Annotated in this window: 16 protein-coding genes; 6 read left to right on the top strand and 10 right to left on the bottom strand. The window is 51.5% G+C overall.

The window, feature by feature from the left end; genetic code table 11:
- Positions 1-26 precede the first annotated feature (26 nt).
- The 4 genes from AAA927_RS08920 to AAA927_RS08905 all read right to left on the bottom strand — a co-directional run bounded on the left by AAA927_RS08920 (position 27) and on the right by AAA927_RS08905 (position 6,004).
- Complete coding sequence (locus AAA927_RS08920; RefSeq protein WP_338217549.1) at positions 27-1,634, bottom strand: SpaH/EbpB family LPXTG-anchored major pilin; 1,608 nt, start codon at positions 1,632-1,634, stop codon at positions 27-29.
- Positions 1,635-1,879: 245 nt separating this feature from the next.
- The gene (locus tag AAA927_RS08915; RefSeq protein ID WP_338217548.1) at positions 1,880-3,436 is read right to left on the bottom strand and encodes a SpaH/EbpB family LPXTG-anchored major pilin; all 1,557 of its coding nucleotides are present in this window, start codon (positions 3,434-3,436) and stop codon (positions 1,880-1,882) included.
- 469 nt (positions 3,437-3,905) lie between these two features.
- Positions 3,906-4,844 carry a helix-turn-helix domain-containing protein gene (locus tag AAA927_RS08910; RefSeq protein ID WP_338217588.1) on the bottom strand — a complete coding sequence of 313 codons (939 nt, stop codon included), beginning with the start codon at positions 4,842-4,844 and terminating at the stop codon, positions 3,906-3,908.
- A 254-nt stretch (positions 4,845-5,098) separates the two neighbouring features.
- Positions 5,099-6,004: a helix-turn-helix domain-containing protein gene (locus AAA927_RS08905; protein ID WP_338217547.1), complete on the bottom strand. Its 906-nt coding sequence runs from the start codon at positions 6,002-6,004 to the stop codon at positions 5,099-5,101.
- A 367-nt stretch (positions 6,005-6,371) separates the two neighbouring features.
- Here AAA927_RS08905 and AAA927_RS08900 point away from each other — a divergent pair, with 367 nt between their 5' ends.
- Positions 6,372-6,947, top strand: coding sequence for a TMEM175 family protein (locus AAA927_RS08900; RefSeq protein ID WP_338217546.1), 576 nt, complete (start codon positions 6,372-6,374; stop codon positions 6,945-6,947).
- Between the two features lie 178 nt (positions 6,948-7,125).
- Here the strand turns inward: AAA927_RS08900 and AAA927_RS08895 are convergent, their stop codons facing one another.
- Complete coding sequence (locus AAA927_RS08895; protein ID WP_338217545.1) at positions 7,126-8,169, bottom strand: SDR family oxidoreductase; 1,044 nt, start codon at positions 8,167-8,169, stop codon at positions 7,126-7,128.
- 116 nt (positions 8,170-8,285) lie between these two features.
- Here AAA927_RS08895 and AAA927_RS08890 point away from each other — a divergent pair, with 116 nt between their 5' ends.
- Positions 8,286-8,828, top strand: coding sequence for a TetR/AcrR family transcriptional regulator (locus AAA927_RS08890; RefSeq protein WP_338217544.1), 543 nt, complete (start codon positions 8,286-8,288; stop codon positions 8,826-8,828).
- A 96-nt stretch (positions 8,829-8,924) separates the two neighbouring features.
- On the opposite strand, the gene AAA927_RS08885 is transcribed toward AAA927_RS08890, so the two are convergent.
- Positions 8,925-9,647 carry an NADPH-dependent oxidoreductase gene (locus AAA927_RS08885; protein ID WP_338217543.1) on the bottom strand — a complete coding sequence of 241 codons (723 nt, stop codon included), beginning with the start codon at positions 9,645-9,647 and terminating at the stop codon, positions 8,925-8,927.
- Between the two features lie 207 nt (positions 9,648-9,854).
- On the opposite strand from AAA927_RS08885, the gene AAA927_RS08880 reads away from it, so the two are divergent.
- On the top strand, positions 9,855-10,832 hold the full coding sequence (locus AAA927_RS08880) for a zinc-binding dehydrogenase (RefSeq protein ID WP_338217542.1): 978 nt from the start codon (positions 9,855-9,857) through the stop codon (positions 10,830-10,832).
- A 340-nt stretch (positions 10,833-11,172) separates the two neighbouring features.
- Here AAA927_RS08880 and AAA927_RS08875 read toward each other — a convergent pair whose 3' ends face one another.
- Entirely contained in the window at positions 11,173-12,222 is a 1,050-nt protein-coding gene (locus AAA927_RS08875) for a GNAT family N-acetyltransferase (RefSeq protein WP_338217541.1), read from the bottom strand.
- Between the two features lie 455 nt (positions 12,223-12,677).
- Here AAA927_RS08875 and AAA927_RS08870 point away from each other — a divergent pair, with 455 nt between their 5' ends.
- The 3 genes from AAA927_RS08870 to AAA927_RS08860 all read left to right on the top strand — a co-directional run bounded on the left by AAA927_RS08870 (position 12,678) and on the right by AAA927_RS08860 (position 15,126).
- Positions 12,678-13,268: a TMEM175 family protein gene (locus tag AAA927_RS08870; protein WP_338217540.1), complete on the top strand. Its 591-nt coding sequence runs from the start codon at positions 12,678-12,680 to the stop codon at positions 13,266-13,268.
- A 193-nt stretch (positions 13,269-13,461) separates the two neighbouring features.
- On the top strand, positions 13,462-14,403 hold the full coding sequence (locus AAA927_RS08865; protein ID WP_338217539.1) for a magnesium transporter CorA family protein: 942 nt from the start codon (positions 13,462-13,464) through the stop codon (positions 14,401-14,403).
- A gap of 117 nt (positions 14,404-14,520) precedes the next feature.
- On the top strand, positions 14,521-15,126 hold the full coding sequence (locus AAA927_RS08860; RefSeq protein WP_338217538.1) for a hypothetical protein: 606 nt from the start codon (positions 14,521-14,523) through the stop codon (positions 15,124-15,126).
- Positions 15,127-15,371: 245 nt separating this feature from the next.
- Here the strand turns inward: AAA927_RS08860 and AAA927_RS08855 are convergent, their stop codons facing one another.
- The 3 genes from AAA927_RS08855 to AAA927_RS08845 form a co-directional block, all read right to left on the bottom strand.
- Entirely contained in the window at positions 15,372-17,165 is a 1,794-nt protein-coding gene (locus AAA927_RS08855) for a GmrSD restriction endonuclease domain-containing protein (protein WP_338217537.1), read from the bottom strand.
- 118 nt (positions 17,166-17,283) lie between these two features.
- Positions 17,284-17,616 (bottom strand): hypothetical protein, encoded by a 333-nt coding sequence (locus AAA927_RS08850; RefSeq protein ID WP_338217536.1) that lies wholly within the window; start codon positions 17,614-17,616, stop codon positions 17,284-17,286.
- Between the two features lie 256 nt (positions 17,617-17,872).
- Positions 17,873-18,409, bottom strand: a complete 537-nt coding sequence (locus AAA927_RS08845) for a hypothetical protein (RefSeq protein ID WP_338217535.1) — start codon at positions 18,407-18,409, stop codon at positions 17,873-17,875.
- Between the last annotated feature and the right edge of the window lie 735 nt (positions 18,410-19,144).

The following is a 19,144-nucleotide window of genomic DNA, read 5'->3' as shown; positions in this document are numbered from 1 at the left end:
GCTAATCATTCAGATTAACCTCAAGCTTAAGCCTTACGCTGGCGCCGCTTGATTACAACGACCCCAGTCGCCCCAACCACAATCAGGCCCGTGGTCAAAGCGTAAAGCAAAATCCGGCCTTGTGACCCAGTCAGTGGCAAGTTAGGAATGAGGTTGTCGGTATCGGTGACCTTGGCATCCTCAACCGTATCCTGAGTAGCGGTTACGGTGTGGACCGTGCCATCAACGTCATACCCAACTGGCGCATCGGTTTCGACCAAGTAGTAGGTTTCCTGCTTGCTGTCTGGATCAACTTCCAACCCAGTAAATTCAGCCTTACCAGAAGCATCCGTCGTCACCGTATAGACGCTACCGTCTTCCTTCGTGACTGGGTTGGTACCCGCCTTGGCGTCGGCCTCACTCTTGTATAGCGTGAAGGTGGCGTTGGCCAGTGCATCGCCAGAGTCGTCAACCTTGGTAACGTCAACATTACCAAAGTAAACAGTTGGCTGCGTCCCAGGATTGTCCTTGCCTGGCTTCGTGGTTTCATCGGTGGTCTGACCTGGCGTTGCCGTCCCTTGATAACTGGTATCAAAGGTGTTGACGATCTTGGCGTCGGAATCGGCCTTCACGGTGGTGGTCAGTTTAGCAGTTAAAGTGCTGCCCTTAGGCGCTGCCGCAAACTTCTTAATCCCGGCGTCAGTCAGACTAACCGTGACGGTGGTCTTGCCATCTGCCGTGCTGGTTTCAACAGTGTAGTCGTCATCCTTCGTCAATGCTGTTTCAGTTTGCGAGCCTGCGCTGTTTTCTGAGCTAATGACGACGCTGCCGACTTCTTTGTAGGTCATGAGATTGTCGTCCAGCACATCGACCATTTTCAGTTCGCTAGCGTAAGTGGTGTACTTCGTGGTGTCTTTAGTGGTCGTACTGCCGTCTGGGTTCGTCACCGTTTCCGACGTATTCCCTGCGGTTTCCACACCAGACCCGTGGATGTCAGCTGGCCGCTGAACCGTCAGATCCCAGGTCACGTCAGCGCCGCTCTTGACACTGCCGGCCTGCTTCCCATTCAAGCTCTTGGTAGGGTCCAGGTTCAGGTCTGTGCTCAATTGGTTCTTTGGGTAAACGTTGATGTCATACTTCAAGGAAGCATTCCCGCCATTTGCATCCTTCACGGTCATTGGTACGTGGACAATGAATGGTGCCGCCTTTTGCGCCACGGCATCACTGTCTTGTTCTTCAACCAGATAGTAGCCATCAACAGCAGAAGTGCTGCCCAAGTCCCATGAAGCGGTCCCATCGGCCGCGGTGGTGATGGTATTCGTGGTGGCAGTGGTGGTGTAAGTGGACGCATCTGAAGCATCCAACTTCTTCCCATCAACCCGAGAAATCTTCGTGATCTTGAAGCTGATGCCGCCGATTGGCTTGTTGGCATCCGTCAAGCCGGTGCCATCAGGGGCGGTCGTGGTGCCGTTTTGGCCAACTGTACCAGTGTACTTGTGCAATGTGATGGAACGTTCAGACGTTTCATCAGGAACAGTGGAAACCGCGGAAACGGTTGCTTGATGTGACGAAATAACGGGGACGCTCACTGCGCCCAAGGCTCCCAGGGTCAAACCACAGACCCCAACGAACCGAATGATCTTACCTTTTTTCATGAATAGGTTCCTCCTAAATGGTGTTTGCGCAACCCACCCCAAACCCAGTGGTGTGTCTGCATGAGTTCAACATAACAGCACAAGTGAGTGAATTGTCGATTTCGGCCAGTTGTGACCGAGTCAGAAGTGGCCCGGCCACTTCTGACTTAAATCCTGTTCGTGGCGCAAAACTTCTGAAGCAGAAAAATAGGATGCCTCCGCTGGTCTAGCCAGCGAACGCATCCTGTACTTGAGTGAACTGCACGTTACCGGTTCAACCGGCGCCGCCGCATGAGGCGGTATGCCACTGTGCTGCCTGCCGCCAACAGCACTGCGGCTAGGCCATAGACCAACAGCCTGAAATCAGCGCCAGTCATGGGGAAATTCGGTAGCAGATTATCATGATCGGTGACCGTCACGGTTCGCTGCAAATGATCACTATCCAGCGTGATGGCATGAATTTCGCCATCGACATCAAAACCAGCCGGTGCATCCGTTTCTACCACGTAGAAGGTCTTGGCCGCATCATTCCCCAGGTTCAGGCCATTCAACACAATCTGGCCGGCACTGTCGGTGACAAATTTAGTTTTGCCACCAATTGCAAGGGGCGCTAAATCAGCTTTTGCATCCGCCTCGCTGCCATAGATCTGGAACGTGGCATTGGCCAGCTTGGCGCCAGTATCATCGACTTTATTGATGGTCAGCTGGGGAAAATACGCTGTCACCGTATTGGAAGTGAGAGCGCTCGTTGTCACTTTGTCGGCGGTCCCGTCACTTAAATAATACTCATAGCTAAACGTGTTCTTATTCTGCGCAGCTTTATTCAGGTATTGGTTCTTGTACGTGATTTGAAGCCGGGTACTATCCGCCGCATAGCTAGCGAAGGTCTTAATGATGGCCCCTGACAGGTCGAATGACACCACATTGGTTGACCGATCAATGGACATGTTCACCTGACTATTCGGAACCGTGATGGTTTGATCATTGCCATCCGTATCCTTCACGACCAGTTGCACACTGGTCAAAGCTGGGTCACCCAAAGTCGCATCATAGGGATCCAGCAGCGTGATATGGCCATATTGCGCATAAACCGTGGTGTCGTGTTTCACCACCCCACTACCAATCGTTTGCTTCTCCACTTGACCGGCAGTGGTGACTTGGGCCCCATGGAGGCTCAGCGGCCGCGTCAGTTGCAGCGTCCAGTAAGCGTACATGTTGCCGCTGGCGTCAGGCGTGGGATATGCTGCCACGTCACTGTTTTGGCCGTCTTCGCTGCCGCGAACGTATTTTTCGATGCTGATCTGATTGGGGTCATTGGTTGCCGTATTCTTCGGATAAACCTCAATCGTGTTCGGATCGCTACCCAGCTGAAAGGGAAAACTCACCACGAAGGGAATCCCTGCGCCGTTCGTTTCTTCGACCAAATACTTCCCATCTGCGGCTTCACCTTTGCCAACGACTAGACTCGCGGTGCCATCCAAATCAGTCGTAGCCGTGGTAATCACGGCACCATCGCGGGTATAAGTGGTGGGATCGCTGGCATCAAGCTTTTTGCCGGCCACATTTTGGATTTTAGTGACCTGAAACTTAATGTCACTCAGCGGATAACTGCCAGTCGGCACGTCAGCTAAGGTCGGCTTAGTATCTGGGGTTGCCGTCCCTGGCGTCCCCGTGTATTTATGAATGACAATGGTGCGGGCAGTGTCATCAGCCGCCTGCACTGACTGCTGGCGGCTAGCGCTAGCGCCAACCGCGATCATCAGCAGTCCTAACCCCAGCCAGAGCACTCGACGCAGTGGCTTCCACGGCGAAACAGACCCCATAATGTATCCTCCATCCTTCTAACCCAATTCACCCGGCAACGAATCAGCCATTTGGCCAGTTGTCGGCATCTGGTCTCATTGTGTCACATCACCTGCGGCCAATTGCCCTGCTGGCCTAAAGTGACCAGGCCACAAGTGACCTTGCCGGCCGTCTATTGCCACAGGCGCCGAAACCCCAGTTGCGCGCAGTGGGGCTGATTGGCTTAATCAAAAAGGCTCTGCCACAAGCAAACCGCTGGCAGCAGAGCCAAAGACGTTATATCAGCTGAAGCAGCTTTCTTCTGAAAGTGCCCGGTGAAGAGTGATTCTGCTAGCGCTTGGGGGAACGCCGGCACCCCATCACCGTGGTCATCCTCGCCTGGAGTTAGCGTAAACGGGTAACCTCAACGCTGCCTAGTATAAAGCGCCTGTGCCGCCAAAAGTATAACTCGGCCAGATGTGGCCGAGTCACTTATGGCCGCGTGCCGTTTTACTGTTCGTTGGCCACGCGCGTTGCAGCCTTAAGATTGACCGCGATATTCGTCTGATGCGTCAAGGTCTTCGTGCAACCGGCAATGCTCGCTAATCGGCTTGCCGCTACCAACCAGCCCTGAAACAAGGGCGCCATCTCAGCAAGTTCAGTTTCCGCCCCTAACACCATGAGCCCTGACTTCAAGGCCTCGAAGTCATGCTGAGCTGCCGTTTCGTGGCCATCCAAGGCCAAACCCAACACCCCAGCAAAATGCCGATAGGCTTGAAGCGAAACACAGTCAGCTTGCGTGATGTTGCTTTGAATCACGTCGCAGACATAACGAACCGCCGCGGGATCTTGCTCAGCAAAGGCAGAATCAAGAAGTTGACGGTAAAGGCGGCTCACGACCGTACTTTCTGCTGCGTTGCCTAGGTGCCGATGAAGCTGGCCGCTAATCAACAGTAGTTTGAGCCGATCAAAACTAACGCAACCCGCGACCAAAGTCAGCAGCTGGAAGTCATAGGCGGTGATGAAATCGCGCAGCATGAAGCCATTCACCATCCGATTCGCTAGCCGCTGGGCCGCTTCTTCATCCCCAACCAAAGCCAGCCGCAGAATCTCGCAAGCGATTTGGCTGGTTTTGAGCCACTCGGTCCGATACTTGCGGGTTAACCGGGTCAATTCATCGGCCAGTTGCACAATCTGTGGTAAGTCCGTGGCCGCAGCCATCTCCTTAGCCACCGCTGCTGGATTGGGCAGGACGGTGTTCGTCCGCGCCTGCACCTCGGCCGGTGAAACGGCAAAGTAGTTCATAAAGGTCATCAGTTGACTCACCTTCGCGTCCACCTGACCGAGTTCGATGCGCTGCAAAGTTTTTTCTGACATATCAATGCGGCTCGCCAATTCTGTACGCGAAAGACCATGCATAAGCCGCAAGTGCTTAAAATAGTCACCCATTATCATGCTGTTGTCCATCATCATTTCCCCCTTGAGGCAGAGCAGATTTTAGGCTTACACGGGCGTTGATCTGACCAAAAGGCGTTCCCCCGAAGCCCCGACAGACCAAACTTAACTGGCATCATGCTAGCATGGTCCGGCTGCAGCCAGTCTTAAACGGGTCAGATTTGCGCCATTAAAAAGTGCGGCGGTGCTTGCTTGGTTGTATTCAAAAAGCCGGCTGCATGCTGCAACCGGCTCAAACTATTTTTTCCTTAGGCCTTCAACCACGCCCGCATGGCCTCGACTTGGCTGTGCAACTCATGGGCATCAGAAGGCGCTTCAGCCTCCTTCACCACCGCCGTCACGGCTCCGGCCGCCTGTTCAAATACTGCCGGGTCGTCGCTGTTCACGGCATCTGCGAAGCCGTTATAAACCTGACGCATCAAGGTCGCGTGGAAATAACGCTCTGACATTGGCATCGCATTGAAGTAATCCAGTAGCTGCGTGAAGGCTTCAAAGTTTTGCTCCCTGATTGGCGTGGCGAAACTTTGCTGGATGACTTCCTGCTGCGTGGGCAAAAACGCACTGCCTTCGCCCAGCAATGGATTGTTTCTCACCATGAAGAGATAGCGTGTGACCATCGCCATCAAGGTGTCCACGTTCAGCACTTGGAGCACGTTCGACAACAAGCCAACGTCATTGGCGTACCAGGTGTCCATCTGATTTAAGTAGTCGATGATTTGTTCCAGATACGAATTAGGCTTAGTGTTATCCCCTTCGTTGTCCAGATACGTCGCCAGTGCGTCGGCCGTCAATCCACTAAGCAGCTCATTGGGGTAGTGGTAACGCTCATGCAGCTCATAGCACAGCTGAGCCGCCTCCCGCAGCGGTGCTGGGTCTTGCTCGGTCCAGCCTTGATTGAGCAACTGATTCACTCGCAGGGTGGTTTTGCCCCCCGCATCGCGCCCTAAGGCTTGGTTGTAGATGCGGGTCCATTCCGGCATCGAAATGTTTAATCGCTTGGTCAGCTCGTACAGGTTATCAGCCGAGGTATCAATTTGCCCATCCTCGAAGCGGGCATAATTGGCGCGCGACATCAGGCGGTCATACATGGCTTTAGCCGTATAACCACGCTTTTGGCGGACTGACTTGATGGTCGGCCCCATATTTCTTTTCATCACTAACTCACCTTTCCGCAAAGCCCCCAAACTTTGCCTGTTGCTTTGCTGGTGGCCGCGGCCATCACTGGCCGCGACAAAAACCCGCGCGGCAACTCCAATCACCGCACGCGTCATTGTCATTCTAGCACGCAATTGAAAGTAAACGACAGTAACTCATTGTTTTGTTCGTTGTTTCACATTTACCAAAACGCATTCTCTAATTTTGCTGTCCTGATTAAAGCTCTGGTGACTGCTTCCGGTGACCTCACTACTCCGTCACTGTCTCCTGCCTCAGCTGCAGAATCACCAATCAGCCCAGGTAGCAAAGCTAATTGGGCACTAGAAAGATATTCGCTTATAATAGGGCAAAAAAGGATGTGAGCGCATGAATAAAGGGAGATTAGAGGCTTTCACGGATGCGGTGATCGCGATTGCTGCCACTATCATGGTTTTAGAATTGCGGCCGCCAAAGACAGTCAGCCTGCAAGGGCTAACTGAAGATTGGCCGACCTTTGTGGCCTATTTCTTTAGTTTTTGGATCATCTACATGGTGTGGTTTTCGCACCATAATGTCTTCAATAAGGCGAAAGTCATCTCAACGCGAACCTTTATGTTCAACGGCTTGTGGCTTTTCATGCTCACACTAGTGCCTTTCGTCACGGCCTGGGTGGGCGAACATGCTGAACAAACGCTCCCGGAAATTGGCTACATCACGGTTCTGTTGCTGTGGTCAATTGCCTTTCAGTTCATGGATGAATCCATTCTTAGGGATAATCCAGGCCTTCAGCACGATAATGCCAATCAACCAGCAATTCGCTGGTGGCTTTATGGCGGGTACGTGCTGGGCATCGTCATTGCCTTCATCTGGCCCTTAGTATCCTTACTGATTGTTGGTCTGATTACGGCGTTTCTGTCGGTAGGCATCATGCGCACCCAACCGGAACCGCGCCAAGGCCAGTAAACATTGGCCGTTGCTGAATCCCATTGGTCTGATCAGATTGGCAAGCGTTGCTGTCATTGTTCAGTCATAAGTATTCGCCAACATAGCTTGTTTGGCGAAAGTTAAAACAAGCCCTCCTGGCTAGACGTATCGGTCTGGCCAGGGGGCGTGTTTTTGGTGACAGTCACCAACGCGGCTGTTAGTCTTCCAATTTGACAATGCCCAAATCGATCATCGATTGCGCGGTCGCAATAATTGCCTCCCGCGCTGGTCGTGGGTCCCAGCCCAACAAGCGCTTAGCTTTGGCGTTGGAAGTTTCAGCGTAAGTACCAGCAACGGTGGCCACCATCTTCAGCATCGGGTTAGCGATGGCGGCGAGTTTCAACAATGGCGTCGGAATCTCATGCTTGGGCAACCGCTCCGCAAACTGTGGGAACGCCTCACGCAGGATATTAGCCACCGCCAACATCGATAAGGTCTCACCAGTGGTGGCCAAAAAGCGTTGGCCGGCCGCTTCTGGCCGAGTCATGGCCAGCAGATGTAAGCTGGCGACATCCCGGACATCGACGTAACCCGAATCCACTTTGGGTACTAGGGGCGTTTTGCCGGTCAGAAAGTCTTTAATCTGGATATTCGAGTGCGAGTAGTCATCTGCCAGCACTGGCCCCATCACCGCCACTGGATTCACCGTAGCCAGCTCAAGGCCGGAAGCATCATGGGCGATGAAGTCCCATGCCGCACGTTCGGACAGCGTTTTGGATTTTTGATACGGGTGCACCCCTGGCTGCGTCAGGTCCGACCAATCCGCCTCGGTGAACGGCTTTTTTTGCTCGCGATGGCCGGCAAAAATCGCGCCATAAGCCGAAGTCAACACCACCCGCTTGACATGATGCGCAGCCGCCGCGCGTAGAACGTACACCACGCCATTCACGGCTGGCTGAATCATTTCTGATTCCTCTTTGAAGTTCAACGTTGGCGTGGGTGAAGCCGGGTGAATGACGTAATTCGCGCCAGCAATGGCAGCACCCCAATGCGCCGGTGCGGTCAGATCAGCGGCCACGAAACTTAGATCACTTAAGTCAGCCACGCCGGCTTGATGCATCATGGCCTCAATCAACGGCCGCTTCTTGGCGACATCTCTCACCGTGGTCCGCACGGCATACCCCGCATTCAAAAGCTGAACGATAATGTGGCTGGCGATAAAGCCTGAGCCACCGGTAACAACAACGAGCGATTTTGACATGTGAATGCTCCTTTTCTTCTGTGATACACTTGTAACCTCAGTGGCACTAATGTACACTGCAGGGCAGCGGCCCACAAGGCCAAACCCGGCATCTATGACAGAATGGAGTAATTGTAATGGCAGCGACCAAGCACGCAATCGCAATCAAAAATGACTCGCAGCAATATCTCACCCAGGCCTTGTTTCAGCTATTGGCAAAAAAACCGCTCACTGAAATCACCGTCACCGCACTCGTCGCCCGCGCCGGGGTCAGCCGGATGGCCTTTTATCGCAACTATGATACGCTCGAGGACATCCTGCAGGCTTACTTTGCCCCGCGCATGCAGCAACTGTTTGATAACGTGATTTTGCAGCAACCTGCGGAGAAAAAGCTTGAAGACATGACCACCTTTTTTACCGAGCTGGGAGAGCAGTTGCGGCTGGCGGAACAGCGGCACTATGAGGACATCATTCGCGACTTATTCACGGCCAAGATGACGGCCTACTATGCCCAATGGCCCGCCGCGAACCGCTATTGGATGGTGTTCATGACGCACGGCGTGTACGGAATCTGGCGCGAATGGTTACTATCGGGGCAACACGAGTCCTTAAGCAGTTTGCATGCCTTGATCAAAGCCCTGCAAGACACGACGGCAGCGGTCGTCATGTCACCACGCTAAACGTCAAGACCCGGCTCGACCATCACGCAACACACGCGTCATCGTCGAGCCGGGTCTTTGGGGTTATTATTGTTGATGGCAAGGCAGATAAGCCAGTTAGTATCCTTCTCCGAGGAAGCCTTGTCCCTTCACCGCCGCCAGCAACTCTCCCCGCTTGGCTGGCGTGACCGCCGCGCTGGCTGCCAGCAAGTGCGAGAAGGTTTCCTCCCGCCGGTTGGTATCGCGGGTGGCGTAGTAGTCGCGAATAATATCATCGTAGGCGGCGAGCTGCTGATCGTAATTGCTTGGCAGCGCGTAAGTATTTTCAAAAAAGACGGCATCTTGCGGCAGCCGTGGCTTCAGCTGCGGCGTTTGGTCGGGATGCCCCACAAGCAGGCCGCAAATTGGGAAGGTGAACTTAGGCAAAGCGAGCAGGTTGATGAGCTGCTTGGGGTCATTCAAGATGCTGCCCAAAATCACGGTGCCGAAGCCCTTTGCCTCGGCTGCCGTCACCACGTTTTGCGTGGCCAGTAGTGCATCCGAAGCCGCCTGCAGGAACTTGTCGAAGGAGCCAAGATGGTGCCCAGGCGCAGCGCTGAGGCTGGCGCGATACTGATCGGCGACGAAGATGAAGAGTTCGCCATTTTGGTTGATGTAATTTTGCTTGGAAATACCCGCAATTGCAGCCCGCAAGTGCGGGTCCGTGATGTGAATGACACTCATGGACTGCAGGTAATGCGAAGTCGCGGTGTGTTGCGCGACGTCTATGAGGTCAGAGATTTCAGCGTCAGTGAGCTTTTCGGTGGTGAATTGGCGAATGCTGCGGTGAGATTGGGTCATGGTGTGCCTCCAAAGTTTTTCTGCGGTTAGCATAGCACACTGCAGACGAGCTGAACCAGTGACTAGACACTCACAACACTGATAAAATAACAGTGCTGGCGCAGTTAACGCTCAACGCTGCCGGGAAACTTGATGCTGCCCAAGACCGCTAAGCCTTTTAAGCGCCACTGTCTGCTTAACGTCCAGCCAGAAAAAGGAGAATCAATCATGCAAGCAATCAAAATTACCGGTCCAGTCGCAGCTAGTGCGCTGCACCCCATCGAGGTCGAAACCCCGGTGGCCAAGCCGGGTTATGACTTGGTCAAAATTAAAGCCTTCGGGGTGAATGAATCAGAAGTCACCAGTCGCAAAGGCGAATCGTCAAGCGATTTTAGCTTTCCTCGGATTTTGGGGATTGAAGGCGTCGGGGTGATTGCAACGGTGGCGCCAGATTCACCTTATCAACCAGGCCAACAAGTCGCCATGATGATGACCGGCTTAGGTCGGGAAATCGATGGTACCTACGCCGACTATTGTCTCGTGCCCCACGCCGCCATCATTCCTTTTGAAAGTGCGCTCGACTGGGGCACGCTTGGCGCCCTACCCGAAATGCTGCAGACGGCCAACGGTTCGCTACAAAAAGGCCTGCACTTGACCGGTAGGGACAGTGTGCTTATTCGCGGTGGCTCCTCGACGGTGGGCTTAATGGCCGTTAGTCTCGCGCATTTACTCGGCGCTCAGGTCTTCGCCACCACCAGAAATCAGCGTAAGGTGCCAACGATTGAAGCCTTCGGGGCGGATCAGGTCCTGATTGATTCCGGTCACCTGGCTGACGAAATTCATGCCGTATTACCAGCTGGCGTTGATAAAGTCTTAGAATTGGTCGGCACGACCACCCTTTTTGACAGCTTTGCGGCGTTAAAAACAGGTGGCACCCTTTGCTTCACCGGTGGCTTGGCCGGCGGCTGGGAAATCGATCACTTTTCTCCGTTCATGATCCCGTCCGGTAAGTTTCTCACCAGTTACGCGGGGGAGGCCACAGATTTATCCGCCGCCACGCTGGCTAAGGTGCTTAACGCTGTCGCGGCTGGGACGTTTAAGGTACCCATCGCCCAGACTTACCATGGCTTAGCCGCTGCTGGTGAGGCGCAAACCAATCTCGAATCTGGCCAGTTCATCGGCAAGCATGTTGTGGTGCTCGACTAAAGGTCAGACCATGATTGAAGCGTCAGCAAACAGCCCCCTCTCATTCGATGCTAGTCGAATGAGAGGGGGCTGTTTTACGATTCGCGCGAAAAGCACGCTACATGGGTGGTGCAGATTAACGATTGTTTGCTCGTTGCCGATGAGATCAGAGATTTTCGACCCCGGTGAGTTTCTCCCGTGAAGGGTGGCGAAAACTACGGTGAGATTTCATGGCAGCCCCCAAAGCTTCAGGATTAAGCCTGTCCAGGCTCAGTGCGACAACGATTTCCAACGCTGTGAAGGCCCAGTCTGAAGTCTGGGATCAGGCTCTAGTCTCCTGGTTGAAAAATCGAATCGGCAGTCAGTGATTGCGCCCGCTTGCAGGCCTGGTCCAGACCCACTCATTACCGTCCTCCACCCCACTGGCGAGATGTTCGAGGTTGGCAATTTGCCGAACTTTAACAAAGCCTGCGCGCTGAGCCAAGGCGTTGCTGGCTTGGTTGCCCACCGCCGCATGTATCACAAATGTGCGAAATGGCAAAACCTCAAGCACTTTTTTCACCGCCTTTGTCATGTAACCTTGGCCGGTAGCCGTTGGCAGGAGCCAATAACCAAGCTCAGCGGTCGCCGAATCTAACGGCGTCACGGCAAGACTACCAATAATTTCTTCCTGCCAGAACAGCAGATAGCGGGCTTTTAGCTCGCGCTCCAGGGCTTGGCGTTGAAGTATCCGTTGCTCGTCCTCAACGGTTTGCACACTTGGCAACCACGTCAACCAGCGGCCGAGGAAAGCGCGGTTGCTGTCAATCAGCTTAAACAGCACTTCTGCATCCGCGTTAAAATCGGCAATCCGCAAGCTGAGTCCAGGTTCAACCATCAACCTGGCCGGGAACCGGCTGTCTTCACTCCGAGGCGTCAGATGGTAAATCAGCAGTTCCTCGCCATCTTCCGTGGCTCTTTCAGTGAGCTGGCCCCCACAGCTTTCAATCACGCGCTGACTCGCCTTATTCCCCGCTGAGGCGCTAATGACGATGAACGGGGTTTCAATCGGATCATAGTGAGCGAGCGCCGCTTTCAGCATGAACTTGGCATAACCATGACCGCGACTGCTTGGCGCAACGGAATAGCCAATGTTGCCAGCCCCATGGCGCAGTTCGGCTGTCAAATGCCAGCGAAGCGCCAGGCGCCCCACCAGCTTGGGACCGTCAAACAAAAAGAGCTCAGCTTGCAGAACTGGCAGTTTTTGCTGTTTTGCCGCAGTCAATTGTGCTGCCACTGTTGGCCGTTGACGCATCCTTTGACGCTGACTTTCGGCGTAGAGATTCGCCAAGTCATGCGTTAACCAATCTTGGCGAAAACTAGCATAGGCCTTAGCGTCATCAAGCGTGAGCTGACGCAGCATTAATGTCATCGTGATCTCCTCTTCCTATTCTTCCTCTAGCCGAACAAACCAGGAGTGGCCAAAACTGATCACCCGGCAAACGCCGCTTGGCCGCGAACAGGACTTACGCGACCCGAAACACTACGATGAAGGACGCACTTGCTTTCGATATTGCCAGAATTATACCACGCGCTAGGCCGAGGTTTGCAGGCAAGTCGGTCTTAACTTTTAATTCCGTCACCCGCCAAACCACGTCTGTTCAGGATCGCAAAACACCCAGCTTCACCTCGCACTTACCACCTCCTGAAATCAGCATTGCAAGCAATACTTTCAGCAAAGCATGTGTCACTCGCCAGCAACTCCCACCCTGCTACAAAGCAAGTTCGAGGACGTGTACCTGCCCCCTGCTGGTTTTTATTGATCAATGTGGGATTAAATAACTAAAGTGCTATACTACGGCTAACTATTTCGAAGGAGCGATTAACTTGAAACAATCACGCGTGGAAGCATTCACCGATGCCATTGTTGCCATCATTATGACTATCATGATCTTGGAGTTTAAGACGCCGGAAACGCCGAGTTGGACTGGCATTCTAGCTGATGTACCTTATCTTTTTGCTTATGTGGTCAGCTTCTTCTTCATGGCTGTCGCCTGGTACAATCACCATTACTTATTCGCGCTGCTTGATCGCATCACCAAGCGCATTTACTGGGTGAATAACATGTGGCTGTTAACGATGTCGATGATCCCGGTGGCCACCGCCTGGACTGGCCGCTACATCTTCGCCCGCGGACCGGAGTATTTCTACCTGCTGGTCTTTTTCCTGTGGAGCCTCGCCTTCGTGTGGCTGAGTGTCGAAATCCGCAATGTGCTACGGCAATCCAATCCCAAAGCCGCGGAGAAAATCGACCAGATGGCAACCATGCGCTTCATGAACGGTTGGAAGCTGCCGGCTTTCACCCTCGGCTTAGCGATTGCCACCTACTTCTTCCCGCCGCTTTGCTTGGTGGCAACTTTGGGCGAGTTAATTTACATGGGGCTGAATACCAATGCGGACGCGGACCGAGTGGCCTAAACAAAAGCACGCCGGCCAAGCGCTTGGGCCAGGTGGCGAATTTCGAATGAGCTGCTTCAGATCATCTTATGAGGCACACATTACACTCGGCGCAGCGGGTTCTATGCATTCCTATCTCCGCCTTGGTGAAGGCGATATAATAGTGGAGAATGTCCGTGTTTACGATTCCCATCATTAACGAAGGAGCCATACCATGCTGATCACTAAAACCTTGGGCGACGCGCTGCAATGGGTGCGCGTCACCGCCCCGACCGATACCGACTTTACTACTTTAACCGAGCAATACCATGTCCCTCACCGCTTCATCGCCCACCTGCGCACGACCAAGACGCGGGCCCGCTTTGATTACGATATTGATCAAAAGTTCGGCATGTGTATTTTCAAAGTGCTGGCGGCCGATGACAAAATGGATAGCGAGCAGGTGAAAACGACGCCTTTCGCGTTCTTACTGCTCGGCCAGACCTTGGTGACAGTGACCCAAGCGGCCGATGACACCACGGAATCCGCCATCGCCACAGAATATAAGCACCATGGCGCCGCGGCACCGAGTCCCACCTTGCTGATGCTGGCGGTCATGACCGCGCAAAATAGCCGCTATTTTGACCGCATCAACGCGCTCGATGACCTCCGCGCCGAACTTGAGCGCTACAAGACCGCTCCCACCAACGCCCAAATCGTCAGCCTGGCTGAAGTCAGCAAAAGCATGGTGTACCTAAAAGCAGCGGCCAGCGCCAATCTCATCACCGCCCGCCAGCTCCAGGCCGGAGTCGATTCCGATGAATACGCGGATAAGCTGCCGCGCCATGAGCGTTACTGGCTGCGCAACCTGATCAACGAGTTCGAACAAGCCAAGGAACTGGCCCAGGTCAATGGTGAAATCGTGCAACAAGTGACCGATACTTACGCCAACCTTCTGGACAAAAACCTCAACACCACCATGTGGATCATGACGATTTGGTCGCTGGCGCTGGCGATTCCGCCGATTATCTCTGGCTTCTATGGGATGAACGTCAAACTGCCAATTCTCGGTGGATGGCTCGACTGGCCGTTTAGCATTTTGTTGTCGGTGATTCCGGCGGGGCTGTTGATTTGGCGGCTGGGGCATAGGAAGAATTTGTCGGTTAAGAATCTGTAAACAGTCTGGGCTTTTGTAGGCAGTCAACTGCGGGGATTATTGATTAGCCATGCTGCCGCAAAGCAAAACCCTAATGCGACACATCCGTCCGTTCACACACTCATTTTGGAGATCAAAATGCCAGACGAACCGCGCGAGGACGAAATGGTCCATTTTTTGATGGCTGCCGAAAAATTGAGGGCATTTCCCGAGTTTTTCTTGGGTTGGTCACCCGAAGACATTAAGAAAATTTGGCCGTCACAGTTTCCCCATTTTGCAACAGTTGAGGAGTTGGTGGTTGGTCTCTTCAAGCGCAATTACATCGCGATCTTTCAGCCTCGGGAGAGACTGGATTGGTTCCCTCAGGATTGGTCGGCGTTCTATCGCGATTGCATTACTTCACAGCTATACGGGTCGATTGCCACGACCCTCACATTGCCGTCGCTTTCCTCTAACCTGTCAAGCGAGAAGATTGAGCGTGCCATATTGTCAGAATTACACCGAGTGGTCAACCGTTACTATGAACACGACACTGAGATGACCATCACTTGGATGTATCTTGCTCATCAACTAGAAAAGCGTGGGATTGCTGCCATGAACCCAAAACAACTGATACTGATTAACCAAGTCGACCGCTTACTGCGGCGAGCAAAGGTCTGGCAACCGGCTATAAATGAGGAGATTGTATTCCACACTCAATGGAAGATTGATTCCTATGGCCTACAGTTTTACTTTCCTGCCTAAGGATTTCTCTCTTTGCTCTGTTTACTAACCTTTGACGGGAAGAAATCCAACGGATAACGTCGATTCTGCTACTGATAAGCATCATTGGTGTAGAGAAATGGTCCATGATTGAGAATCTCTGGCTAACGAGATGAGTCTGGATCTAAATATATCTTTTTAGATTTAAGGTTGAATTACCAAAAAAGCCGGCACTCGCCACTTTGATCAAATTTCGGCTTTTTGGTAATTCAAATCTACTTACCTGCTCAGTCATTAGCCGAACCGGCCACTGCAAACGAATAATACAGTCCTCGAATACTCTCCGCCATGAGCATTCGCCGCTGGTCGAGAAAGCTCTCGTAATGCGTGTAATCCATCGTTTTAAGGGAGAGGGGCACCGAATTCTCGGCAAAATTTTCGGCGCTACCGTACTGAACAATATCTGATTTAGTCAAGTATTCCTTTGGCGCCTGATCCGAAATCTGCAGGTTGCGCGGTTGCGACAGAAATACGTAGTTGGCAATCTGATTGTATTCGTTCTTTCCGAATCCGTGCTTAATCAAGTATGCCCGCGGAAAGATGTGGTGCACATTTCCTTCTTCTGTCAACGCATCAACAAGCGACAGATCCCGTTCAAGCCAAAGCTGACTGTGTTTACGAACCTGCGACATTAAAAATACTCGCCAAAGATTAGTAACCGCGCTGGACGTGACCAAATTTTTCGGCAACCTGTCGGACCAGAAACCATCGGTAAGATTTAGCTTTTCCTGCAGCGCGAGCACTGCTAATGGGTCACCAAGTCGAAACTTCTTAATATCGGCTTCACTCTGCGTCTCTGATGAACCACTATATCGCTGCGTCAAGATTGACAGCAAAATCCACCGGCGTACCACGTTCTCAATCTGTGTATTACTTAAACCAGTATCTATTTCATGTTTTAGCAAAAGGTACAGCGCATACCCGAAATTCAGAACCCCGGTTCCCTGAATTTTGGTTTTATCGCTAGTCACCATCCCCATCCCGCGTAAAATTATGATGTAACGTTGGAAATTGCTCTTATCTGTCACTAACTTGATGCCATCTGAAAGACGTGTGTAGGTATCATCCATTGCGGCCTGCGTATACTGCTTGGTGGCAAAGTCACGTCCCGAAACCAGACTAATCAAGTCTGCGTGCTTACCACGATTGAACTTAACGTTGAGGATAACGTGGAAGATGTCACCAAATTCTGGCAAGTATAGATTACTATTTTCGTTAGCAGCCCAAGCCACCATTCGGTAATATTCAGAACCGGCAAACAGAGTGTCATTACTGGTAATATCATCCAACGCAGTTCCATCACGCAACAATCGTGTAAAGTACTCCACCGCTTTGCGCAGCATGTCCCCGTGATGTTCGGTATCCGCCGACAGTTTAGACATGATAAAATCGGCCGAAGACAATACCGTCCCCTTGGAGTTAATTCGGTTGAACACTTCGGTGACCGCATCAATACTCAGACGATGCGACAGCTGAATGTTCCCAATCTCATTGTTGGCCAGCATCCGCACTCGCTCAATCACGGCGGCGGTGTCATTGACGTCATAGTCGTTCTTGCCGGCAAATTCGGTCACAAACCCGAACGAATTAAAATCATCTTTGAATAAAACAGCGATGTCTTCAATCCAGGCGGGGTCCCTTTCAATCGCTGCGGTGCGGGTGGCAAACTCTTCTGTCTTAGGGTTAAATGCAATGCGAATCCGCTTCATCTCAAAGCGCTTGTCCATCACCTTCTCACCGGCGATAGCGGCACGCAAAGCAGTGACACGCTGCTGGCCATCAATCATCAACGTCTTCCCGCGAGAAGTGGTGCCGTCCTTTAACCGAACGTCAGGGTTGCTCCAGGTGATGATGTAGCCAATTGGAAACCCACGATAAAGGGAGTCAATCAGATCGCGTACCTTTGAGGACTTCCAAACAAAAGGGCGTTGCAACTCGGGCAAACCAATTCTGCCTTCACCAATCCAATTGATAAGATCACTAACTTTGTTATTTTGAACCGAATAGTTCAACGTCTGCATATGCTTTACTCCTTGGTGGTGATAATTGCTCCCACACTCTTTCGGTCCAGAATCTTCAGATGACCACTATCGAGAATTTTTTGCAGCAATCATGCCTGAGGCCAAAAATTCTCGACAGTTAGTTATATGAATCTCCTGATTTCAAAGCTCTGACATCTGCCTCCACTGAAAAAATGTCTGACTCTACTGCGTTCACTCGGGAATGCAGCTCGTCCTGTATTGCCTCAATATCGGCAATACGCTCATTGTAACCTCTAAGCGCCATAATCGCCTCAACCATTAGTTCCTTGTCAGTGAGCGCGAGTAAAGCCTCCTTTTCACGGCGAATCCTCTCTCTCTCAGCCTGAGCCTCTGCCTCAGCTCGCTCCTGTTGTTTGCGAGATTGCTCTTCTCGATACTGACGGAATTCATCAATCTTATCGTTAATTTTACCTTTGATGCCATTCAACATCTATGATCTCCTCCTTTGAAGCATTATGATCAATTTTCTCTAATTTTACCGCAAGTCAGTGTCAATAGCCCAATGAGTCAGCTGCCAAGACGACGGCATCAAATAATCGATTTAGTGTTGTAAGTGAGATAACCGCAATATGGGCGCACTAAGGCCCTATCAGAAACTTTCCTCCCGCACTCGTGGCAACATACTAGCGCCATGGTGTAATTTCTTTACTGGCAGCTAACAAATTCAACCAGAGATATAGGAACGTTTAATAAACTTTAGAGCTACCATCCGCCGTGTTAACTTCAACCAGGTCTTGTCCATCCCACAAATATATAAAGTTAAATGGCATTTCGACCATTTCTGAGACTACAGACACTGTCATTTTAATTTCGTCCCTCGAATCTGTTACATGAATAAACAAATCGTTTTCATCAAATTTAGTGTAGTTGCGCGCCTTGAATACTTTCGAGCGAACAGCTCTCTTAATATCATTGCCTGATCCCCAATAAGCGTCGGGGAGAATTGCACGCACGCCGTTAATAACGACAACATGATATCCCGAAGTAATTCCCATTCGACGTAACGCGTCAACCGGGTTTTTTATGGCTGGATTGTTCATGCGTAATACACGCTGAATGATAAGCTTTTCTCCAATCACGACCTCTACACCTATCTCACCCGAAGTCACCCTTACGTCGGGCATATCCTCCCGGGGTAAGTAAGCTGTCGCAAATTTTTCAGGAATCCTTTTTTTGAGAGCTTCAACAGCAGTGCGTTCCTCATATCTATCTTGACCGTTCACATATACCACCTCTGCAGGTTACCAATCATTGTTTGGACAAAAAAGATTGTTTGATTAGCTCAGCCCATTTCTGTTAAAAGTTATCTGCTCAGTTTTTTAAACCCACATTTCTATGGCTGATTGTGTAAATTCAAGCGGATATTCATTCCTTCGCAAGAAACTTTTACCGGTAATTCACATCTAGCACGTGCTTACTCGAGCTGTGCCCAGTATTCCCGCCGTGTAAAACCGCCTAACTACATAGCTTTATCGAAAGTATCTCGATTCTTGTGTGTTTTTGAGGAGTGTGAGCATTTGCTTTCAACTCAACAATTAAGCCGTCCATAATTCATGGTGTCACCTAATGTTCAAATTGAGCCAACAACTTATTGAGATCGGATTCGGTCAATGGAGATTCCCCCGAGTTTCCAGATTCGATCCAGTCTGCAATCTCTATACGCTGTTTAGCATCAGTTGGCGTTTCGTTTAATGGTATGAAGTGGCGAATCTTTTCAGCCAATTCATGTAATTGGACTTTTCGTAGCAGCGCTTCGACATCCTGGTACGCTACATCATGGCGTTGACGTTGTTCAGCTTTAATTTTAGCCTCGTTTTCAAACAGTTTTTGTTCCCCAGTTTACAATTCAAGTGCAACACCCTGACGACTAGACCAAAAAGGCCATGAAGACCTATTCTTGTTAGTACTAGCTAAACAAGAAAGCAGGAATCTTCATGACCCACTCTCAGACTAACACC

The sequence above is a fragment of the Lacticaseibacillus salsurivasis genome, assembly GCF_036246225.1.
Classification (GTDB): Bacteria; Bacillota; Bacilli; order Lactobacillales; family Lactobacillaceae; genus Lacticaseibacillus; species Lacticaseibacillus salsurivasis.
This window is presented reverse-complemented; position numbering and strand designations above follow the sequence as displayed.